The 19,441-nt window shown below is 48.6% G+C and carries 15 protein-coding genes and 1 tRNA gene; 6 read left to right on the top strand and 10 right to left on the bottom strand.

Annotated elements, in window-relative coordinates:
• Positions 1-32: 32 nt before the first annotated feature.
• Positions 33-1,013: a 6-phosphofructokinase gene (gene pfkA, locus BN102_RS05110; RefSeq protein WP_019208021.1), complete on the top strand. Its 981-nt coding sequence runs from the start codon at positions 33-35 to the stop codon at positions 1,011-1,013.
• Here the strand turns inward: pfkA and BN102_RS05105 are convergent.
• From BN102_RS05105 to coaW, 8 genes are all read right to left on the bottom strand, one after another.
• Positions 981-1,691: an HAD family hydrolase gene (locus BN102_RS05105; RefSeq protein WP_019208020.1), complete on the bottom strand. Its 711-nt coding sequence runs from the start codon at positions 1,689-1,691 to the stop codon at positions 981-983. The two genes, pfkA and BN102_RS05105, sit on opposite strands and share 33 nt — an antisense overlap.
• Complete coding sequence (locus BN102_RS05100) at positions 1,688-2,461, bottom strand: prephenate dehydrogenase (protein ID WP_036787457.1); 774 nt, start codon at positions 2,459-2,461, stop codon at positions 1,688-1,690. Before BN102_RS05100 ends, BN102_RS05105 begins: the two co-directional genes overlap by 4 nt.
• Positions 2,462-2,471: 10 nt before the next feature.
• Positions 2,472-3,539 (bottom strand): bifunctional 3-deoxy-7-phosphoheptulonate synthase/chorismate mutase type II, encoded by a 1,068-nt coding sequence (locus BN102_RS05095; RefSeq protein WP_019208018.1) that lies wholly within the window; start codon positions 3,537-3,539, stop codon positions 2,472-2,474.
• Positions 3,540-3,552: 13 nt separating this feature from the next.
• A complete protein-coding gene (locus BN102_RS05090; RefSeq protein WP_019208017.1) occupies positions 3,553-4,743 on the bottom strand; it encodes a pyridoxal phosphate-dependent aminotransferase in 1,191 nt (396 codons plus the stop codon).
• Positions 4,718-5,560 carry a prephenate dehydratase gene (locus tag BN102_RS05085; RefSeq protein WP_019208016.1) on the bottom strand — a complete coding sequence of 281 codons (843 nt, stop codon included), beginning with the start codon at positions 5,558-5,560 and terminating at the stop codon, positions 4,718-4,720. Before BN102_RS05085 ends, BN102_RS05090 begins: the two co-directional genes overlap by 26 nt.
• Positions 5,561-6,211: 651 nt before the next feature.
• Complete coding sequence (locus BN102_RS05075) at positions 6,212-6,577, bottom strand: DUF2023 family protein (RefSeq protein ID WP_019208014.1); 366 nt, start codon at positions 6,575-6,577, stop codon at positions 6,212-6,214.
• A 20-nt stretch (positions 6,578-6,597) separates the two neighbouring features.
• The gene (locus BN102_RS05070; protein ID WP_019208013.1) at positions 6,598-7,092 is read right to left on the bottom strand and encodes a flavodoxin; all 495 of its coding nucleotides are present in this window, start codon (positions 7,090-7,092) and stop codon (positions 6,598-6,600) included.
• Positions 7,093-7,242: 150 nt separating this feature from the next.
• On the bottom strand, positions 7,243-8,064 hold the full coding sequence (gene coaW, locus BN102_RS05065; RefSeq protein WP_019208012.1) for a type II pantothenate kinase: 822 nt from the start codon (positions 8,062-8,064) through the stop codon (positions 7,243-7,245).
• Positions 8,065-8,467: 403 nt separating this feature from the next.
• Here coaW and BN102_RS05055 point away from each other — a divergent pair, with 403 nt between their 5' ends.
• The 4 genes from BN102_RS05055 to BN102_RS10530 are packed head-to-tail and all read left to right on the top strand — an operon-like array spanning position 8,468 to position 16,131.
• Positions 8,468-11,554, top strand: coding sequence for a SusC/RagA family TonB-linked outer membrane protein (locus tag BN102_RS05055; RefSeq protein WP_019208010.1), 3,087 nt, complete (start codon positions 8,468-8,470; stop codon positions 11,552-11,554).
• Between the two features lie 11 nt (positions 11,555-11,565).
• Complete coding sequence (locus BN102_RS05050; RefSeq protein ID WP_019208009.1) at positions 11,566-13,446, top strand: RagB/SusD family nutrient uptake outer membrane protein; 1,881 nt, start codon at positions 11,566-11,568, stop codon at positions 13,444-13,446.
• Positions 13,447-13,473: 27 nt separating this feature from the next.
• Positions 13,474-14,700, top strand: coding sequence for a DUF5000 domain-containing lipoprotein (locus BN102_RS10535; RefSeq protein ID WP_083867200.1), 1,227 nt, complete (start codon positions 13,474-13,476; stop codon positions 14,698-14,700).
• Positions 14,701-14,721: 21 nt separating this feature from the next.
• A complete protein-coding gene (locus BN102_RS10530) occupies positions 14,722-16,131 on the top strand; it encodes a DUF4998 domain-containing protein (protein ID WP_021311494.1) in 1,410 nt (469 codons plus the stop codon).
• Between the two features lie 294 nt (positions 16,132-16,425).
• Here BN102_RS10530 and BN102_RS05035 read toward each other — a convergent pair whose 3' ends face one another.
• On the bottom strand, positions 16,426-18,114 hold the full coding sequence (locus BN102_RS05035) for a phosphatase PAP2 family protein (protein ID WP_019208006.1): 1,689 nt from the start codon (positions 18,112-18,114) through the stop codon (positions 16,426-16,428).
• Positions 18,115-18,344: 230 nt separating this feature from the next.
• Between BN102_RS05035 and BN102_RS05030 the strand changes: the two genes are divergently transcribed.
• Positions 18,345-18,417: transfer RNA gene (locus BN102_RS05030), tRNA-Gly, on the top strand.
• Positions 18,418-18,544: 127 nt separating this feature from the next.
• Here the strand turns inward: BN102_RS05030 and BN102_RS05025 are convergent.
• A complete protein-coding gene (locus BN102_RS05025; RefSeq protein ID WP_019208005.1) occupies positions 18,545-19,432 on the bottom strand; it encodes a carbon-nitrogen hydrolase in 888 nt (295 codons plus the stop codon).
• Positions 19,433-19,441: the final 9 nt, after the last annotated feature.

Raw genomic sequence — 19,441 nt, 5'->3', positions numbered from 1 at the left:
TTGCAACTGGAAAATGAAAAATAAATTCGAATATGAAGACGATTAAATGTATAGGGGTTTTAACCTCCGGAGGCGATGCTTCCGGTATGAATGCTGCCATACGTGCCGTGACTCGTAGCGCGATATGCAATAATTTTCGCGTGAAGGCTATTTTTCGAGGATACGAAGGTTTGATAAACGGGGAAGTGAAAGAGTTTACAACTCAGGATGTAAGCAGTATTATCCAACGCGGCGGTACGATCTTAAAGACCGCCCGTTCGGAGGCATTTAAAACACCGGAAGGTCGGCAAAAAGCAAACGAAACATTGGAGCGGGAAGGTATCGACGCCTTGATCGTCATAGGCGGAAACGGCTCGTTAGCCGGCGCTCGCGACTTTGCCACTGAATACGACGTGCCCTGCATCGGATTGCCGGGCACGATTGATAACGACTTGTACGGCACGGATTCCACCATCGGATATGATACGGCCTTGAACACGATTGTGGAATGTGTGGATAAAATTCGGGACACGGCTACCTCGCACGATCGGATCTTTTTCGTCGAAGTGATGGGGCGCGATGCCGGCTTTCTGGCGCAGAACAGCGCTATCGCTTCGGGTGCGGAGGCCGCTATTATTCCGGAAGACCGAACGGATGTGGATCAGTTGGAACTGTTTATCGGACGAGGATTCCGCAAAACGAAGAACAGCAGTATCGTGATTGTCTCGGAAAGCCCGAAAGACGGCGGCGCCATGCATTACGCCGAACGGGTGAAAGCGGAATATCCGCAATACGATGTGCGAGTCTCTATTTTGGGACATTTGCAGCGAGGAGGAGCACCGACGGCTTATGATCGTATTCTGGCGAGTCGGTTGGGCGTCGGAGCGATCGATGCCTTGTTGGAAGGGCAACGGAATGTGATGATAGGTATCCAGAACGATAAAGTCGTTTACGTGCCTTTTGTCAATGCCGTCAAAAAGGATAAGCCCATCGACCGTTCCTTAATCCGCGTGTTGGATGAACTGTCGATTTGATTGCTTCGTTTCGGGCGTCTCTTCCCATCGCTGCAGGTATGACAAAATCTCTTCAGCCTTATCGACGATAGCAAAGGGGTGATCTTTCTCCAATTCTTCTCTCGGCCTGAAGCCCCAGGTAACACCGATGCCGTCGACGTGTGCATGGCGCGCAGTTTGCATATCCACGTTCGAGTCTCCCACATAAAAGGTTTCCTCCCTACTTACTCCGACCCTGTTCATAATATCGATGACCGTCGTAGGATCCGGTTTGCGGGGGACGCCTTTGCGTTGTCCGAAAACGGCTGCGAATTGGATATTCGGGAAATAAAAGGGAATCAGTTTGCTCGTGGCCTGTTGGTATTTATTCGAAGCGACGGCTATCCGAAGGCCTTTCCGCTGGATCGTCTCCAACAATTCGGGGATATGGGGATACGGTTTAGTAAAGTCCGTGCAATGTTCGTCGTAATAAGGGATAAACCGTTCGCGGATTCTCAACACGTTTCGCTCCGTTTTCTCTCCTTCGGGCAAGGCGCGTTCGAACAGTTTGTCGATGCCGTTACCTACGAAATAGTTGTACCGATCGGTTTCATGGGTCGGGTATCCGTACGAAGCAAGGGCTTGATTGGTGGCCGTAGCGAGGTCGGCGATCGTATTCAGCAGCGTGCCGTCCAAGTCGAATATCACTAATTTCTTCATTTGATATGCAATCTGATTTTTTCCAGGTAGGCGTGCATGCGCGACGAATCTTTCTGTGAGATAATATCCAGTAAATCGTTCATTTCCGTACGGATGCGCTCTACCTGAGCGGGTGTTCTGGGGTTGAATAAGATTTCCTGAAGCAAATAATCGTCTTCATTCAGTACGCCTTTAGCAATTGCCAGATGGCGTTTGAAGGTCGTGCCCGGCGCATCCTGATGTTTCATCGCAGCGGCGAAGACGAAGGTCGAAACGAAGGGGATGGACAATGAATAAGCCACTGTTTCATCGTGTTCCTCGAAGGTGTATTCGAAGATATGCAGTCCTAAGTTCAGGTATAAGTCTTTGAAGAAGATCTTTCCGAGGTGATCGCCTTCGCTGATGAGGATCGCATTTTCGTTGCTCAACTGATCGAGATTGGCAAACGTAGGACCGAACATCGGATGGGTGGATACGTAACGGAAGCCGGTCCGCTCGTAGTATTCCTTCAGGCCGGTTTTTACCGAAGAGATGTCGCTGATGATGCAATCTTTTGGTAGGTAAGGAAGAACCCGATCGAAAGCGTCGATGGTGAACTTGACGGTCACCGCATTGATAAGCAGTTCCGGTTTGAACTCTTTGATTTCTTCCGTTCGGGTGAAGCGATAACAGTGGTATACGAAACGGAGACGTTTCGGATCGATATCGTAGACGGCCGTCTCGTGCTGAAAACTGAGCACGTCGGTAAAGAAAGAGCCCATTTTGCCGGCTCCCAGGATCAATATTCTCATCGGCTTGCGTTTATTGGTTAATGATTTCCAACTGTTGGCGTACGCTTTCTTCATGGATCGCCACGAATACTTTCTTGATGAAGTCCGCATCCATGCCGCAAATAGAACCTTGGGTTCCGCGATTCTCCAGAATTTCGTTGTAACGGGTTGGTTGCAGCACCGTCATGTCGTGTTCTTTTTTATAAGTGCCGATTTCGCGGCAGATGCGCATGCGTTTGGACAGGACGTCGATGATTTGATCGTCGCACTCATCGATTTGGCTACGCAGTTCGCGCAGACTTTCCGTAGTTTGTTTGGTGTCGCGGATCACTAACAGGTTCAGTATGTAGTCCAACACCTCCGGCGTAACCTGTTGGGCGGCATCGCTCCAGGCCCCATCTGGATTGCAATGTGACTCGATGATCAGGCCGTCGAAGCCCAAATCCATTGCCTGCTGACAAAGCGGGGCGATCAGCTCGCGTTTCCCTCCGATATGGCTCGGGTCGCAGAAGATGGGGAGGCGAGGAATCCGCCGGCGAAGCTCCATGGGGATATGCCATTGCGGCATGTTTCGATAGATCTTTTCATCGAATGAAGAAAAGCCGCGATGAGCGGCCGCCAACCGTTTCAGACCGGCCCCGTTGATTCGTTCCAAGGCCCCGACCCACAGTTCTAAATCGGGGTTGACCGGGTTTTTGACGATCACCGGTATGTCTACGCCTTTCAGCGCGTCGGCGATCTCTTGTACGGCAAAGGGGTTTGCCGAGGTACGGGCTCCGATCCAGAGGATGTCTATGCCTGTTTTCAGGCATTCGTCCACATGCTTGGCCGTTGCCACTTCGGTAGCGACCAACAGGCCTGTTTCCCGCTTTACCGCCTGCATCCAGGGCAAGCCTTCCGCGCCGACGCCTTCGAAACTTCCCGGTTTCGTACGCGGTTTCCATATCCCTGCGCGGAAAATTCGGATACCCTTTTTCGCCAGTTGCCGGGCGGTGTTCATCACTTGTTCTTCCGTCTCTGCGCTGCACGGCCCTGCAATGACGAGGGGGCGTCGCGGTTCCACGCCGGGGAGCGCTAACGATTGTAAATCTAATTCCATCTGTATTTTGTTTTTACTGTTTTATCGAGGTTTGAATTCGTTTTAGCGCTTCTCGTATTCGCTCTTCTTTCGCACAGAGGGATATGCGGATATAACGTTTCCCGTTGCTGCCGAAGACGAAGCCGGGAGTAACGAATACCCTTGCTTCGTGAAGAATCTTTTCCGTCAGAGCTTCTGCGTCGGCATAGGCATCGGGGATGCGTCCCCAAAGGAACATGCCCGTTTGTGCGGGATCGAAGGTGCATCCTAAGCTCGTCATGATTTGCTCCGCCCATTTCCGGCGACGGTCGTATACGTTGTAATTGGCTTCTTCGTGCCATGCCCGCGAGTTGCGGTAAGCTTGCGCAGCTGCCAGTTGCACGGGTTTGAAGGTGCCGTTGTCGATGTTGCTCTTCACCTTCAGAATCCATTGGACGAATCGGGCGTTGCTTGCCAGCATGGCCACGCGCCATCCGGGCATGTTATGGCTCTTGCTCATGGAATTGAATTCTATGCAGCAGTCTTTCGCTCCCGGTACGTTCAGGATGCTGATCGGTTTGCGGTTGAGGATGAAGCTGTAGGGATTGTCGTTGACCACTACCAGGCGGTGTCGCCGTGCAAAGTCGACCAGTTTCGTGTAAAGTTCCAGGCTGGCATTTCCGCCCGTGGGCATGTGGGGATAGTTCGTCCACATCAGCTTCGCCTTGCGAAGATCCATCTTTTCCAAAGCGTCGAAGTCGGGTTGCCACCGATTGTTCTCCAGCAGGTCGTAGTAAACGATGTCGCTCCCTAACAGTCTGTTGACAGCCGTATAGGTGGGGTAGCCCGGATTCGGGATGAGCACCCGATCGCCCGGATCGACGAATGCCAGCGTCGCATGCAGAATACCTTCCTTCGAACCGATCAGCGGCTGGATTTCCGTGTCCGGGTCGAGATCTACGTCGTACCATCGTTTGTACCAGTCGGCCATCGCTTTTCTGAGTTCCGGTATGCCGGCGGTGGGCATGTAGCCGTGTGTTGTCGGCCGGTGGGCTTCTTCGCACAGCACGTCGATCGTCTCGCGAGAGGGCGGCATATCCGGGCTGCCGATGGCGAGGCTGATGATGTCCATGCCTTCCGCATTCATCGTGGCGACTTCTTTCAGCTTCCGGCTGAAGTAGTATTCGCTGATTTCGGCCAACCGGCGAGCCGGCTCTATCTCATAGGATCGATTTTCCTTCTTCATATTCTCCTAATATTTTAAGTTCTTTGGTGAGTGGGGTTACGGCGTCGATAGACTGACGGTATCGCAGGTAATCGTGGAAGATTACGTCGACGTAGAAAAGGTATTCCCATTCGCGCCCGATGATGGGCAGGGATTGTATTTTCGTCAGACTGATGCGATAGAAAGAAAAGATGGAGAGCACTTGCGACAGACTTCCTTCGGTATGCGGCAGGGCGAATACGATGTTGGCCTTGTTTACGCCGGAACGGTCGCGCAAGTCGTCGGTCATCCACGGATCGGCAACGACCAGGAAGCGGGTGAAGTTGTGTTTGTTCGTCTCGATGCCTTCGGCCAAGATTTTCATGCCGTAGAGTTCGGCGGCATCTTTCGAGCAGATGGCGGCATGACCTCTCAGATGGTTCTCCTTGATGATCGCCGCGCTTTTGGCCGTATCGTCCGTCTCGACGATCTTCAGTCGGGAATGGGCGTTCAGGAAGTTGCGGCATTGAGCCAAGGCGACGGGGTGAGAGTTCACCTCGGTCAAGCTATCCCAGTCGTCTTCCGGAAGACAGAGGAAGCTGTGCGAAATGCGAAGCTTTTGTTCACCGGCGATCGTGCAGCCGCTTTCCCGAAGCAATTCGTAATTGTGCAGCAAGCTGCCGGCAATGGTGTTCTCGATAGCCATGAAACCGATTACACGGTTGTCTTGTTTGATGTGTTCGAAGATCTCTTCGAACGTATCGCAACAGATCAGATTAAGTTCCTCATGGGGGAAGTACTGATGGGCGGCAATGTCGTGGAACGAGCCCCTTATCCCTTGTATTGCTATTTTTTTCATCTTGTATGAATGCTTGTTTAATAAAAAATCCCGCTGGTAGTCGAGCGGGATTTTGTGGTTATTTCGAATTCATTTAATTGCTTAGATTGACGTATGCAAACTCCCGCTTCACTTCTTTGCTAAAGTAAAAGTAAAAATAGAAAAAGAAAGATGCATTCATTGACGCTTTCATCGTTTTGTTTTCGCTAAATTCGATGCAAATGTACGATATCTTTTAGGATATGCAAGTAAAAGCACGGATTTTTTCATTGAGAAATCCATTTTCTTTCTCGCTGATCGGATCGTCTGTAGCGAAGAGGGGCATATCGTCCTCGACGTACCCGGACACGTCCGGAATTCCTCCGGCGCGGTTGTTTATCCCGTCGTCGACGTTCCGAACCTCGCCGGATAGGTTGCACAACCTATCCGGATACGTCCGGGACGTCAAATTTTAGGTTGCCCAACGTCGACGACGAGGTTCGGAACCTCAACGGATAGGTTATTCAACGTCAACGGATCTATCTTGAACCTCAATGGCACGGTTCCGAATCTCGTCGTCAAATTCTTTGGGAGCATGACGAGGCATGCCGACGCGTCGTTTCGATATAAATAGGGGAGGGATTGCTTGTCGAAAGCAATCCCTCTCTTCCTAAATAGAGTATGGTTAGCGATTTATTGAATGTTCGTGTTGTTGTGTCCTTTGCGTTCGCAATATCGTTCGCATTGGGCGCACAAGTCGTAGCCCAACATGGTGCCGAGGATGAAATCCTCTTCGGGCGATAGATCGTTTAAGGGGCGGGTAGCCAGCAGCCGTACGGCATCGATGCATGCTTTGTTTCCGAAATAGAGGTTCAGCCGGTCGTTCCCCACGGGTTGGATGAGGTAATTGATGTGCTGGCTTTCCAAGCGCGCCACCGCAAACGGTTCGTACTTCTTGTTGAAAGTGAACAGCACCATTTTCCGAACTCCTTTCTTGTATTCGTAAATGTGATTCATCAATACTTTCATATCGATTGGCAGGATCGCTTTTTGTGGCATGGTCAATCTTTCCCCTGTGTTTATAAGCTGCTTTTTATTTCCTCGATCCAGGCATTGATTCGGTCGTCCGTCTTATTGTCTTCGTTCACTTCGTCGAGGACGAGTCCGACAAATTTTCCCTCTACCACCGCATCCGAGGCATCGAAAGTATACCCGTCCGTAGCGGTCTGTCCGACGAATTTGGCTCCGCAGTCTTTGATGCATTCATACAATTCTCCCATTCCTCCGACAAAGGTATCGCAATAAGATTCGCAATCTCCGCAACCGAACAGGGCGATCGTCTTTCCTGCGAGGTCGGCCGACTTCAATACCTTTACTCCGTCGTACCAATCGTCTTGCATTTCGCCCGCTCCCCACGTAGAGGTGCCGAGCAAGAGGTTCTGATAATCGTTCAGTTTGTCGGTCGTCAACGCATTCACATCGATGATGTCTGCTCCGAGCAACCCTGCAATCTTTTCTGCTATTGTCTGACAGGTGCCTGTCGAGGAACCATAAACAACTAAAGTTTTGTTCATTTCTTTACTATTTAAAAAATTATTTTCTGACAAAAGTAGGCATCGCAGTCGAAGCCTACAATACCTAAAAATGGGGATTTTCTCTCAGTTCGTTTCCGCTGTCGTCCATCGGTTGTTTATCCTTTTGCTTCGACGCTCAGTCATCGGTGATTATGCTTTGATTCCAGATAGGGCCGCTCCGAGGGCGGTGCGGTATTCTGCGTATTCTGGGATGTGGAAACGCACGTGGTAGAGTTCCTGCAGAATGGGGAATATAACTTTACATTGCGGGAGCTTGGCTAAGTTGCCTATCATGACGAAGTCTTTTATCGGACTGTTCATGGCGGCGAAGATTGCGGATTGTCCGATGCTTAAGAGCACCATGTGCAGGATGCCGGTCGCCATATCCTCGGCCGCAGTGGTGGCGGTGGCCTTTCCCAAGCTCGAGGCCGTAGCGTAAAGCGGCAGTCCCGGCAGGGGGGCATTGCTGATATCCCGTATTTGCAGGTCGACGTTGTCGATACGTCCGTTCTTCGCCAATTCTACGATGCGATGTATATCCGAAGTCTTGAATAACACGCTGGAAAGGCCGAGAATGGTACCTCCGCCTATTCCTACTCCTCCTATATGCTTGATGGTATCCCCTTCCACTTTCACGAACGAAGTTCCCGTACCCATGCTGACCACGATCAGGTTCTTCAGTTTCGACCCGTAGTGCGCGCCTAAGCCGTCGGCTTCGAATTCGTCGGCGTGGTGCGTAGGAAGTCCGTAGAGTTCTTGATTCACGTAATGGCTTCCTACGCCGGTGAGCATGACTTTCTTCACGTCCGAGAGTTGAATCTTATTATCGTACAAGTATTTGCCGAACGCCCCGAATAAAGAGGTGATCGGATCGTCGGCAGTCACAATCATCGGGTACTTGATGCCTCCTTTGTCCACACCGATGATTTTGGTCGTGCTTCCGCCGACATCAATGCCAATAACTATTTCCATAATTTCAAAATCGATGGTTATTATCGATACAAAAATACGAAAAGATTAACTTAAATCGGTTGTTTTTTGTGCTTTGTTTTTTATTTGTTATTGAACTTTTCGAATACGACGGAATGACGTCAAGATTAAATATTCCTCCCTTCGGAATGTACTGTCGCGATTTTCGTCGGTGTCGTATCGTCGGCGATTTGAATAATCTGGGTGATAGAGACGGTATTTGCCGGCGATATCTTCGTTTTTATTCCTTTTTCGCTTTTTGAGGTTAAAAATGCGGGAATGTAAGACTTGTTCCTTTTTTTTATCTTTTTCTTTGTATTCATTAATTTAACCTCTAATATTAAGAAAAATGAAAAGTGGTCATTCAAAAAGAGGCCGACGCATTGTTTTATGTGTTATTGGGTGCATGTTCGTAAGCACATCTTGCCTTTTCTCACAGGAAGAACGGAAACGAGTGACGGGAAGAGTCACCGATGAAAAAGGCGAACTGATGGTCGGCGTAGCCGTCACGGAAGAGCATACAGCACCTGTAAACGGAGTGGTAACCGATATGGACGGGAATTATATCATTTCAGTCGCCTCGAATAATTCGGTTTTAAAGTTCTCCTATCTCGGATACGAAGAAAAAGAAATCAGAGTAGGCAGCGAAAAAGTAATCGACGTCGTCTTAAAGGAATCGACGACCGAGCTCAACGAAGTAGTGGCCGTAGCTTTCGGAAAACAGAAGAAAAACAGCGTGGTGGGAGCTATCAGCACCGTCAGCGTGAAAGAACTGAAAGCACCTACGAGCAATCTTACGACAACCTTGGGCGGACGCATCGCCGGCGTGATATCTTATCAACGCTCGGGAGAGCCGGGAGAAGACAATGCCGATTTCTTTATTCGCGGGGTCACCACTTTTGGGGCAGGGAAAGTAAATCCTTTGATTTTGATCGACGGCATCGAAGTGGGCAGGACGGAATTAGCCCGATTGCGCCCGGACGATATCGAAAGTTTCTCCGTGATGAAGGATGCTACCTCTACGGCCCTTTACGGAGCGCGAGGAGCGAACGGCGTCATTCTCGTTACGACGCGATCGGGAGAAGAGGGGAAAGTGCAAGTCTTTTTACGAGCCGAAAATTCTATCTCGGCGCCGACAAAAAATGTAAAATTTGCAGATGGGGTCACCTATATGAATATGTATAACGAAGCTCTGCTTGCAAGAGATCCTTTTGCCGTGCCTTATTACTCGCGTGAAAAAATATTGAGTACGGCGGAAGGGATAAACCCCATCGTCTATCCGAACAATGATTGGAAAAAGATGCTGTTCAAGGATTATACGATGAATCAACGCTACGATCTGAATGTCAAAGGAGGAGGAAAGATCGCCCGGTATTACGTATCCGGTTCTTTCTCGCAGGATCATGGCATTCTGAAGGTGGATAAACGGAATAATTTCAATTCGAACATCGATCTGAAATCCTATACGTTGAGAGCTAATATGAATATCAATCTGACCCGTACCTCCGAGTTGGTAGTGAGATTGAACGGTCTTTTCGACGACTATACGGGACCGCTGGACGGGGGAAGCGAGATGTATCGGAAAATAGTCAATGCCAATCCGGTGGATTTCCCTGCCTTTTTCCCTCCTGACGAAGCGCATGCACACGTACGGCATATCATGTTCGGGGGAATAAGTACGCGGAGTTTTATCAATCCGTACGCCGATATGGTAAAAGGATACAGAAACTACGACCGCTCGAGAATGTCTGCCCAAATGGAATTTAACCAAGATCTGTCGTTTATCACATCCGGACTTAAATTCCGGGGGATGTTCAATATCAACCGGACATCCAGATACGACACGCAACGCTCTTATAACCCCTATTATTACGAAGTGAATTATTACGACAGAACGAACAATACTTATACGTATCACAACTTCAACGAAAGCGGAGGCACCGAATATCTCGATTTCAATATTCCCGGAGAATCGAGGCTGCAAAGTTCTTCGGTATACATTCAAGCTATAGCCGACTATAACCGTACTTTCGGCAAAAAGCACACCGTAGGAGCCATGCTCGTATATCTGCAAAACGAGATAAAAGATGCTTCTCCGACGAGTTTGCAGCTATCCCTCCCTTCCCGCAATATGGGCTTGTCCGGCCGACTTACTTACGGGTACGACGATCGTTACTTCGCCGAATTTAATTTCGGTTATAACGGATCGGAACGGTTCGATAAGAATCATCGATTCGGTTTTTTCCCTTCGGGAGGAATCGCATGGACGGTATCTAATGAAAAATTTTGGGAACGGTATGTAAAAGTGATCAACAATTTAAAAGTAAGAGCTACTTACGGATTAGTTGGAAACGATCAGATCGGCGATTTGAAAGACCGTTTCTTCTACCTTTCCGAAGTAGACATGAATGCGTCGAGGATGGGTTCGACATTCGGCAAGGAAGGGGGGTATTCGCGCCGAGGGATTCTGATCACCCGCTATGCGAATCCGAATATCACGTGGGAAAAAGCCCGAAAACTGAATGTAGCGGCGAGTATAGGCCTTTTCAACGAGTTGGACATAGAAGCCGAATATTTCCGTGAAATCCGTACCAATATTCTGATGTCCCGTGTAAGTGTACCCAGCACGATGGGACTTGCCGCTCCAATAAAAGCGAACGTAGGCGAAGCGGAAGGACACGGGTTCGAATTCTCTGCCGATTATCATCACTTCTTTAAGAACAAAATATGGGTGCAAGGCAAGGCTAATTTTACATACGCTACCGGGAAATATCGAAAATATGAGGAACCGGTATATGAAAAAGAATGGTGGAAGTCGAAGGTTGGATATCCTATAAACCAGCCTTACGGATATCTTGCCGAGCGTCTCTTTGTGGATGATAACGAAGTGAAAAACTCCCCGGCTCAGGTCTTCGGAACGGAAGCCATTGCCGGAGACATCAAATTCAAAGATATCAATGGCGACCATCAGATTACGGAGTTGGACATCGTTCCGCTCGGATATCCTACTGTTCCGGAAATACAATACGGTTTCGGCGCTTCTTGCGGATATAAGAATATCGATGTATCGGTCTTTTTCCAAGGAGTGGCGAGAGAATCGTTCTGGATAGACAGGGAAGCCATTGCTCCTTTTTATAACGGGCACCAGGTGCTGCAAGTCATAGCTGACGATTACTATTCGACGGAAAATCCCGATTTATATGCATTCTGGCCGAGATTGAGCACATTCAATCACAAGAATAATCTGCAAAGAAGTTCATGGTGGCTTCGGGACGGTTCTTTCCTGAGGCTCAAGCAGGCTGAAATAGGCTATACTTTCCCGCAGGAAATGACACGTAACTTTTTAAGAGGCGGATCTTTACGGATCTACGTGAGCGGAACCAATTTGCTCTTGTGGAGCAAATTTAAGTTGTGGGACGTAGAAATGGGAGGAAACGGATTGGGATATCCGGTTCAGCGAGTGTTCAATGTAGGAATTAATGTCAATATTTAATATCGATCATCATGAAAGCAAAATACTTAAGCAATTTGTTTTTTATTTCGCTGTTCTTGACTGCATGCAGCGATTATTTGGACGTGGCTCCAGACAATATTGCCACGATCGACAACGCATTTACTCTTCGCAGTCAGGCGGAGAAATATTTGTTCACCTGCTACGCCTATATGCCGCACGAGGGTTATCTGACGGAGTCCCCCTCTTACATGATGGGTACGGAATTGAACAAGGGGAACGATCAGCATTACAGTATTACTCAGAATATAAACAGTCCCTACCTCGATTATTGGAGCGGTTTCAACAGAGCCAGTTTATGGAGAGGAATTCGAGATTGCAACATCTTTTTGGAGAATGTCGATAAGGTTCCCGATCTGGATTATACGGATAAACTGCGATGGATATCGGAAGTTCAGTTTTTAAAGGCCTACTATCATTTTTATCTGCTGAGGTTATACGGACCTGTTCCTGTTATAGATAAAAATCAGCCGATCAATGCCAAAACCGAAGAAGTAAGAGTATTCAGGCAACCGGTGGATAAGGTTTTTGATTACATCGTCGACCTGATGGATACGGCGATAACTCATTTGCCGGATGCCATCATCGATGAGAACGCCGAATTGGGGAGAATCACCAAACCCATCGCCCTCGCTGTGAAAGCAAAGATCCTGACTTACGCCGCCAGTCCTTTTTATAACGGAAATACGGATTACAAAAGCTTCACCAACAAAGACGGGACGGTGTTGTTCCCTCAAGAATATGATCCTCAAAAGTGGAAAATAGCTGCCGAAGCGGCTAAAAAGGCGATTGATGCTTGTGAGGCTTTGGGATATAAGTTGTATTATTTCGAAGAAACGAATCAAACGGGGCAGCTTCCCGATATACTCCGTTCGGAAATGAATTATCGAACTGCTTTTACCGAAAGGTGGAATTCCGAAATTATTTGGGGGCTCGTCAATTGCAGATCGAGCGTTACTGACTATCAGCGTCAGGCATATCCGCGCTGGTTAGACCCGGCCACCTTGAATAATACCAATGGCAAGGGTGCTTTGACCGCATCATACAATTACGCCGAACTCTTTTATTCCGATCATGGCGTTCCGATAGAAGAAGATGTGACTTATGACTATGACGGTCGTTTCAATTTGAAAGTTGCTACCGAGGACGACCGGTTCCAGATCAAAGAAGGCTATGCGACGGCCAAATTCAATTTTAACCGCGAACCGAGGTTTTACGCTTCCATAGCGGGAGACGGATTTATCTGGTACGGGCAGGGACATTACAAACTGAACGATCTGTTGTATGTGCAAGGAAAACAAGGACAAATAGCAAGCGCCGTGAATGTGAACGGACAAAGTACGGGATATTATATTCCGAAGTTCGTATATTATACGAATGTGTTGAGCACCACGAGCGACACGTATGTACAACAGAACTATCCGTGGCCGCTTTTCCGTTTGTCGGAGTTATATCTGTTGTATGCCGAAGCGTTGAACGAAGCGGAAGGCCCTACCGAAGACGTTCAGAAATATGTGAACCTGGTACGCGAACGTTCCGGATTGCCTGCCGTCAGCGAAGCATGGACAACTTATTCAAAACGGCCGGATAAGTTTAAGTCTCGAGAGGGGATGCGTACGATCATTCAACAGGAGAGACAGATAGAACTTTGTCTGGAAGGACAGCAGTTTTACGATCTGGTACGGTGGAAAAAAGCTTTGAGTTATTATAACAAACCGTTCTACGGATGGGATGTCAGACAGGAAACGGTAGAAAACTATAACCGGCTGAGGGTGATGAGAAGTGTTAATTTCCAGCACAAACATTATTTATGGCCTATCAAAGAATATGATTTGATCATTAACCCGAACCTGGTACAGAATCCGGGTTGGTAATTCGTTGTAAAATAAAATCAGTTGAACATGAAAAGAATAGTTTTTACCATAAGTATTTCCTGCGTACTCTTTGCGTGTACTACTCAGGAACACGAGCCGCTCGTGAAAACGGGAATAAAGCCCGACATCGTTACGAATATAAAAGTAACCAATACGCCTGGAGGAGCAGACATCGTATACGATTTGCCTTCGTCGCCCAATCTCCTTTATGTGGAGGCGCGTTATAAGCTGGAAGGAAAAGGTCGGTCGACGGAAAAGATCGTGAAATCCTCCATGTACAGAAACATGTTAAACCTAGAAGGCTTTGCCGATACGTTGACTCATACGGTGACGCTTTATACCGTTACGCGTGACGAAACGTATTCCGACCCGGTAAAAGTGCAGATCAGCCCCTTGACTCCTCCCATACAAACCGTACTGAAGTCAATAACTGCCCAGCCGGATTTCGGGGGGGTACGCGTCAGTTTCAGGAACGAGGAGAAAAAAGATTACATCGTTTATACGTTAGTCCGCGATTCGACTGATAGCCGGTGGATCGCATACGACCGACTGTTCACCAATGCCCCAGAAAGAAGCTATGCGGTAAGAGGGTTGGAAAGTAAAAAAACGAAATTCGCATTTTGTTTGCAGGATCAATGGCAAAACAATTCTGATACGGTCTTTGCGGAATTGACGCCGATCTATGAGGAATTCCTTGATAAAACATTGTGGCAAGCGTTGAGGTTGCCCTCGGACTGGATTACTCCCGAATACAGCGATCGCTCGATAGAAAGAATGTGGGACGGCAAGCACGGCGTGTACGATTATTTCTTTATGAGATTAGTTGGTTGTCCCGCTCTGCCGAACTGGATATCCTTTGATCTCGGAGTGAAATGGAAATTAAGTCGTCTGAAAGTCTGGCAATATTGTGGGGCGAAGAAGCCGGGATATCTCTACGGCCTTTCGAATCCGAAAACATTCGAAATTTACGGATGGACAGGCGAAGAAAAACCGAAAGACGAGTGGACTGCCGATTGGAAACTGATTGCTCATTGCGAATCCGTGAAGCCTTCCGGTTTGCCCTACGGGCAGTCTAATGAAGAAGATTGGGCGTATGCGTTGGCCGGAGAAGATTTCGATATCGATTTCGAGGCCCCTCCTGTTCAATATATTCGTTTTAAAAGTATTTCGACGTGGACTAATCGTGTCAATCTGTTGATAGACGAGATTTCATTTTGGGGACAAAATCCCGATCACACATCATCCGAAGAATAGAATTATCAAAATATATAGATTATGAAGCTAAGAAATAACATAACAGCAATCTTTATTTGCCTGTCTTTTCCGTTTATCTGTTCCTGCGGCAGGATGGAAGATACGTACGAAAAATTCATTGGAGACGGAGAAGTGAATTATATTGCAAAGGCCGATTCTCTTAAACTGAGCAGCGGATACGGTCGGGTTCAACTCTCGTGGCTGTTGCCGCCGGACCCCAAAATAGACAGTTACAAAGTTTTTTGGAATAATCGTTCGGATTCCGTCATGAATAGCATAACAAACTCGACGGATACCATCAAAGTCATTATCGATGGGTTGGAAGAACGAGCATATACTTTCACGGTATTTATGTATGATAAGGACGGCGTGTCGTCTGTCCCTTCCGATGTGACGGGGAGCGTTTTCGGCGACAATTATGTTTCTGCACTTGCCCCGCGAGCCTACAATTCACTGGAACAAAAAGAGAATGAGTTCGTCATCAAATGGGGAGCTCCGAATGACGAGTTACGCGGAGTTCGGGTCGATTATACCGATACGCATGGAATATCGCAATCCGTCTTTACGGGAAGAAGTAGCGAAGAGACAATTCTGCCGGACTTCCCCAAGGGTGGGGATTTCCTGATGAGAAGTATCTATACCCCTACAGAAAGCGTATTGGATACGCCTTACGTCGATAAAAAAATGACCGTCAAAAAGGACAGGGTGACGGTCGATTTCGCCAAGTACACTAAAATAATCGCTCATTTTAAAAAAGATTTTCTGTACGGTATCGATGAAAAAGGCAATATATACCTCATTCGAAACGGAGCTGACATTATTTATTCTTCCCGCCCGCCCGCTGAAGAGTTGATCGGTTCCGGAGCCGATGCATTCGGCGTGTTTCAATTCGATTACGTGCATAACGTCCTTGTCGGGCAGCGAGTCCGGAACTGGACCATTCAGCAAATACCGTTTAAACCCGACGGAAGTCTGAGCTTCAACGCGATGAGGCAAATCGGATCTGGCTGGAACAACTTGAAAGTAGCGGTCGGAGACCAGGGCATCTTCGCCAATTACCCGGCATATCTGCGACTGTTTTTATATAGGACGGACGGTAGCTTGAACGGAAATGTGATTTTCAACCAGACAAACGGCTTTTATGAACAAAATAAATACTACTGGGCCATTGCGGATTTCTTGTTCATAGAGGATTCGGACGGGTTGATACGGAAATACGAACATACGGGTGAGAAAGAGTTGTCTTCGACTGAAGACACGAAGATTCGTGTACCGGAGGATGGAAAGGTCGTTCCGTTCGATGCCGGTTTTTTTATCGTGGACAATCGAGGGAAGATGGTTTGTTATAACGTGGACAGAGACACGGGAGCCATTACCGGCCCCGAGGAGGTGTCGCCCTATATCGAAAATAGGTATTACGGGGCCGAGTAAAAAGGAAATATAAGGTTCGTCGGAGTCCCGATTCGCTAAATTGACGTCGACCAACCTGTCCGTTGACGTTCAGAATAGCGCCGTTAACGTCCGGAACCTGAACGATGACGTCCCTTAACCTGTCCGATGAGGTCTCGAACCTCGGCGTTGACGTCTGAAATAGATCTGACTACGTTCCGGATCCCGGTGTTGAGGTTATATCACCTCAACACCGGGATTCCGAACGTCAACGACGGGATAAAAAACCTCATCGGACAGGTTTCCTCACGTCGACGACGGGTATGTCGTCTTCATTTAAAAGCTCAGCGTCATGCCCAATCCCATGCTCAGGTTATGCATTTTTGTCCGGTGGGTAAAAGTATCAATGAGGTATTCGGGAAAACCGTCTCCTACGTCTTTCCACCGGTTGGTTAATTGGTACGTATAGTGGGGAGATGAATAGTCATAGTCGAAGGTCACCCTGAAAGCCATGTCCTGCCTGTACGCCCATGCCAGGGAAAGGCCCGTACTGTAAACGGGCGTATTGTTCGATTGGATAGAAAGAAATTCCGTGTCATGCACATTTTTGCCGTCGCCGTAGCTTTTCAGACTTTCCAAAATCTCTTGTTTTTGTCCGGGATACTGGAAGTAATTCATATCGTTTTCGTCGATGGTGGAAAGTTTACGTCTGATTCCTTCCACGTCGATGTCGAGAATGGCGTCGACGCTGTAGTCCGTGGTCAGCCGGTTGCCGACCAGCCACTTGCTTCCGATCCTCAACCGATTGTTGATGGGATAAGAGACGTGTACGCCCGCACTGAAATCGAACATGCCGATATGGTTGGACTCCACGCCGACGAAGTGGGTGAACTTGGCATCGTCGTCTGCCTTACCGTCCAAGTTGGTGTCGTAAACGAAGCCTTTACTCAGATCCACTCTCGCCGTTACGGGAATGGCTGTCGCCCGCACCCGTCCGCCTACACCGACATACTTGTTGAAAAAGTAAGCCCCTTCGACGCTCACTGACGAGCTGTGTCCCATGTACAGTTTCAAGCCCAAGGGGTGGCTTGTTCCCTTAGGGTCACCTTCCGGATAGGGTTGCATGTGTTCGTCGTAATCGTCGTACACCTCGGGGGCATTCAGTTGCTTGGGCCCTATGCCCATCTGCACGCTGATGCCCAAAAACGAGGGACGTTCGGAGATGTCGGGTGCCACATGGTCAAAGCTGCTGTGTTTGATGCCTTTGTTTTTAAACAGCAAATCACCTACGAAGTAACCGATGTCGGTAGAAAGGATGCCGATGCCGGCACCTACCAGCACGTCGTTGATCCAGTGTCGATTGTTCAGGATGCGGCATACGCCGGTGGCCGTAGCGACGGAATACCCGGCAATGCTGTACCAGGGACTGCGCGTCAGGCCGTACTCTTTATGCAGAATGGTGGCGAAGACAAAGGATGTCGCTGTATGCCCCGAGGGGAACGAATTGCGGGAAGTGCCGTCCGGCCGCAGCTCTTTAGTGGAGTATTTTAGGCTGTTGACTAAAAAGGCCATAGTCAGGGCAGAGAAAGCATTGCTTGTCGCCATTCGTTTCCACGAACTGCGTCCCTCTACGCCGAAAGCTTTTAGGGCCCAAGTGGCTATAAGGGGCGTATACTGCGTATAATTGTCCCACGTGGTTTGGAAGTTGGGTTTGAAGTAATGGCGCATCGCCCGAAACTCTTTTTTCTGCGACTTTACCAAGAACCCTGCGGCTATGAAGCCCGCTCCCATATAAGTAAAGTCGGTTTTGAAAGCATTCGCTGCACTGTAACCGTGCGAAGGGTGCAGGATGATGTCCGGTTTACGATTCAATGAGTCTGTTTCAAGGCCGTATATTGCTTGCGGAACGAGGAAAGCGCAAGCCACAAGCAGGAGAATGCTTCCGCTCGGGCGAATACGTAAACTTTTCGTGAAAGGAGCGATACGAACGTTGATCGTGATGGTTAAAGCGATGAGATGTTTCATTGCGCAAAGGTACTACATTCTTTTGTAATATTTTTCTCATTCGGCTGCTATCGATGAATTATTTCGTTAAAGATTGGCGATCGTGCCTCTGCTGGGTTATTTGAGGTCGTCGGAATGGCTTTGGTATCCGCCTTTTTCCGTTGCATCGGAATTAAATTTTAAATAAAAGCGGGAATAATGTTTGCCGAATAAAGAAGTTATAGTATCTTTGTCTCGTCAAGTAAAACGATGCGGTAGTAGCTCAGTTGGTAGAGTATTGGCTTCCCAAGCCGAGGGTCACGGGTTCGAGTCCCGCTTACCGCTCGTCAGCAATAAGGGGATATCGCGAATATGGTTTATGGATCATCAGAATGATCAACATGTATTTCAGATAATCCCATTCATTGATTCTCACAAATGAAACTATGCGTCGATTTCCAATCTGTTTCGGTCAGTCGACGAAACGTTCGATCAGTTCCCCGAACGTGTCGATGCGTCGATCCCGGAGGAAGGGCCACCATCGGCGTACGTCCTCGCTGCGTGTCAGGTCGATTTCTACCATTTGGTTTTCTTCTTCGGTGCGGCTCGCCTGAAGAAGCATTTCTCCTTGCGGGCCAACGACGAAGCTGTTCCCCCAAAAGTGGATGCCGCCGGTTTGCCCGCTCGGATCGGATTCCCAGCCGACTCGGTTGACGGCTATGACGGGCAGTCCGTTGGCTATGGCATGACCTCGCTGTACGGTGATCCATGCATCCAGTTGGCGTTGTTGTTCCTCCTCCGTATCGGAACGTTCGAAACCGATGGCCGTGGGATAAATCAACAGTTCCGCGCCCTTCAGGGCCATCAGGCGGGCTCCCTCGGGGTACCACTGATCCCAGCAGACTTGTACGCCCAGCTTGCCCAAGGAGGTTTCTATCGGGCGGAAGCCCAGATCACCCGGTGCGAAATAAAATTTTTCGTAATAAGCCGGATCGTCCGGGATGTGCATCTTTCGGTATTTGCCAGCGATGCGGCCATCGGTATCGAATACTACGGCCGTGTTGTGGTAGAGGCCGACCGCACGACGCTCGAACAAGGATGCGACGAGTACGATGCCGTGTCGTCGGGCTATGTTCCCGTAAAATACGGTCGACGGGCCGGGAATCGACTCCGCCAGCTCGAAGTTTCCGGTATTTTCCGTCTGACAAAAGTAGAGCGAGTTGTGCAATTCCTGAAGGACGACGAGTTGAGCGCCCTTTCCGGCCATTTCTTCGATATTGGCGGCCGACTTCCGCATGTTTTCCTGCACATCGGCTATGCATGTCTGTTGGATGATACCTGTTTTAATCGTTCTTTTCATACGGGTGAG

The sequence above is a fragment of the Phocaeicola abscessus CCUG 55929 genome (genome assembly GCF_000312445.1).
Lineage (GTDB): Bacteria > Bacteroidota > Bacteroidia > Bacteroidales > Bacteroidaceae > Phocaeicola > Phocaeicola abscessus.
Note: the sequence above shows the minus strand (reverse complement) of the source record. Positions and strands in the feature narration are given on the sequence as shown.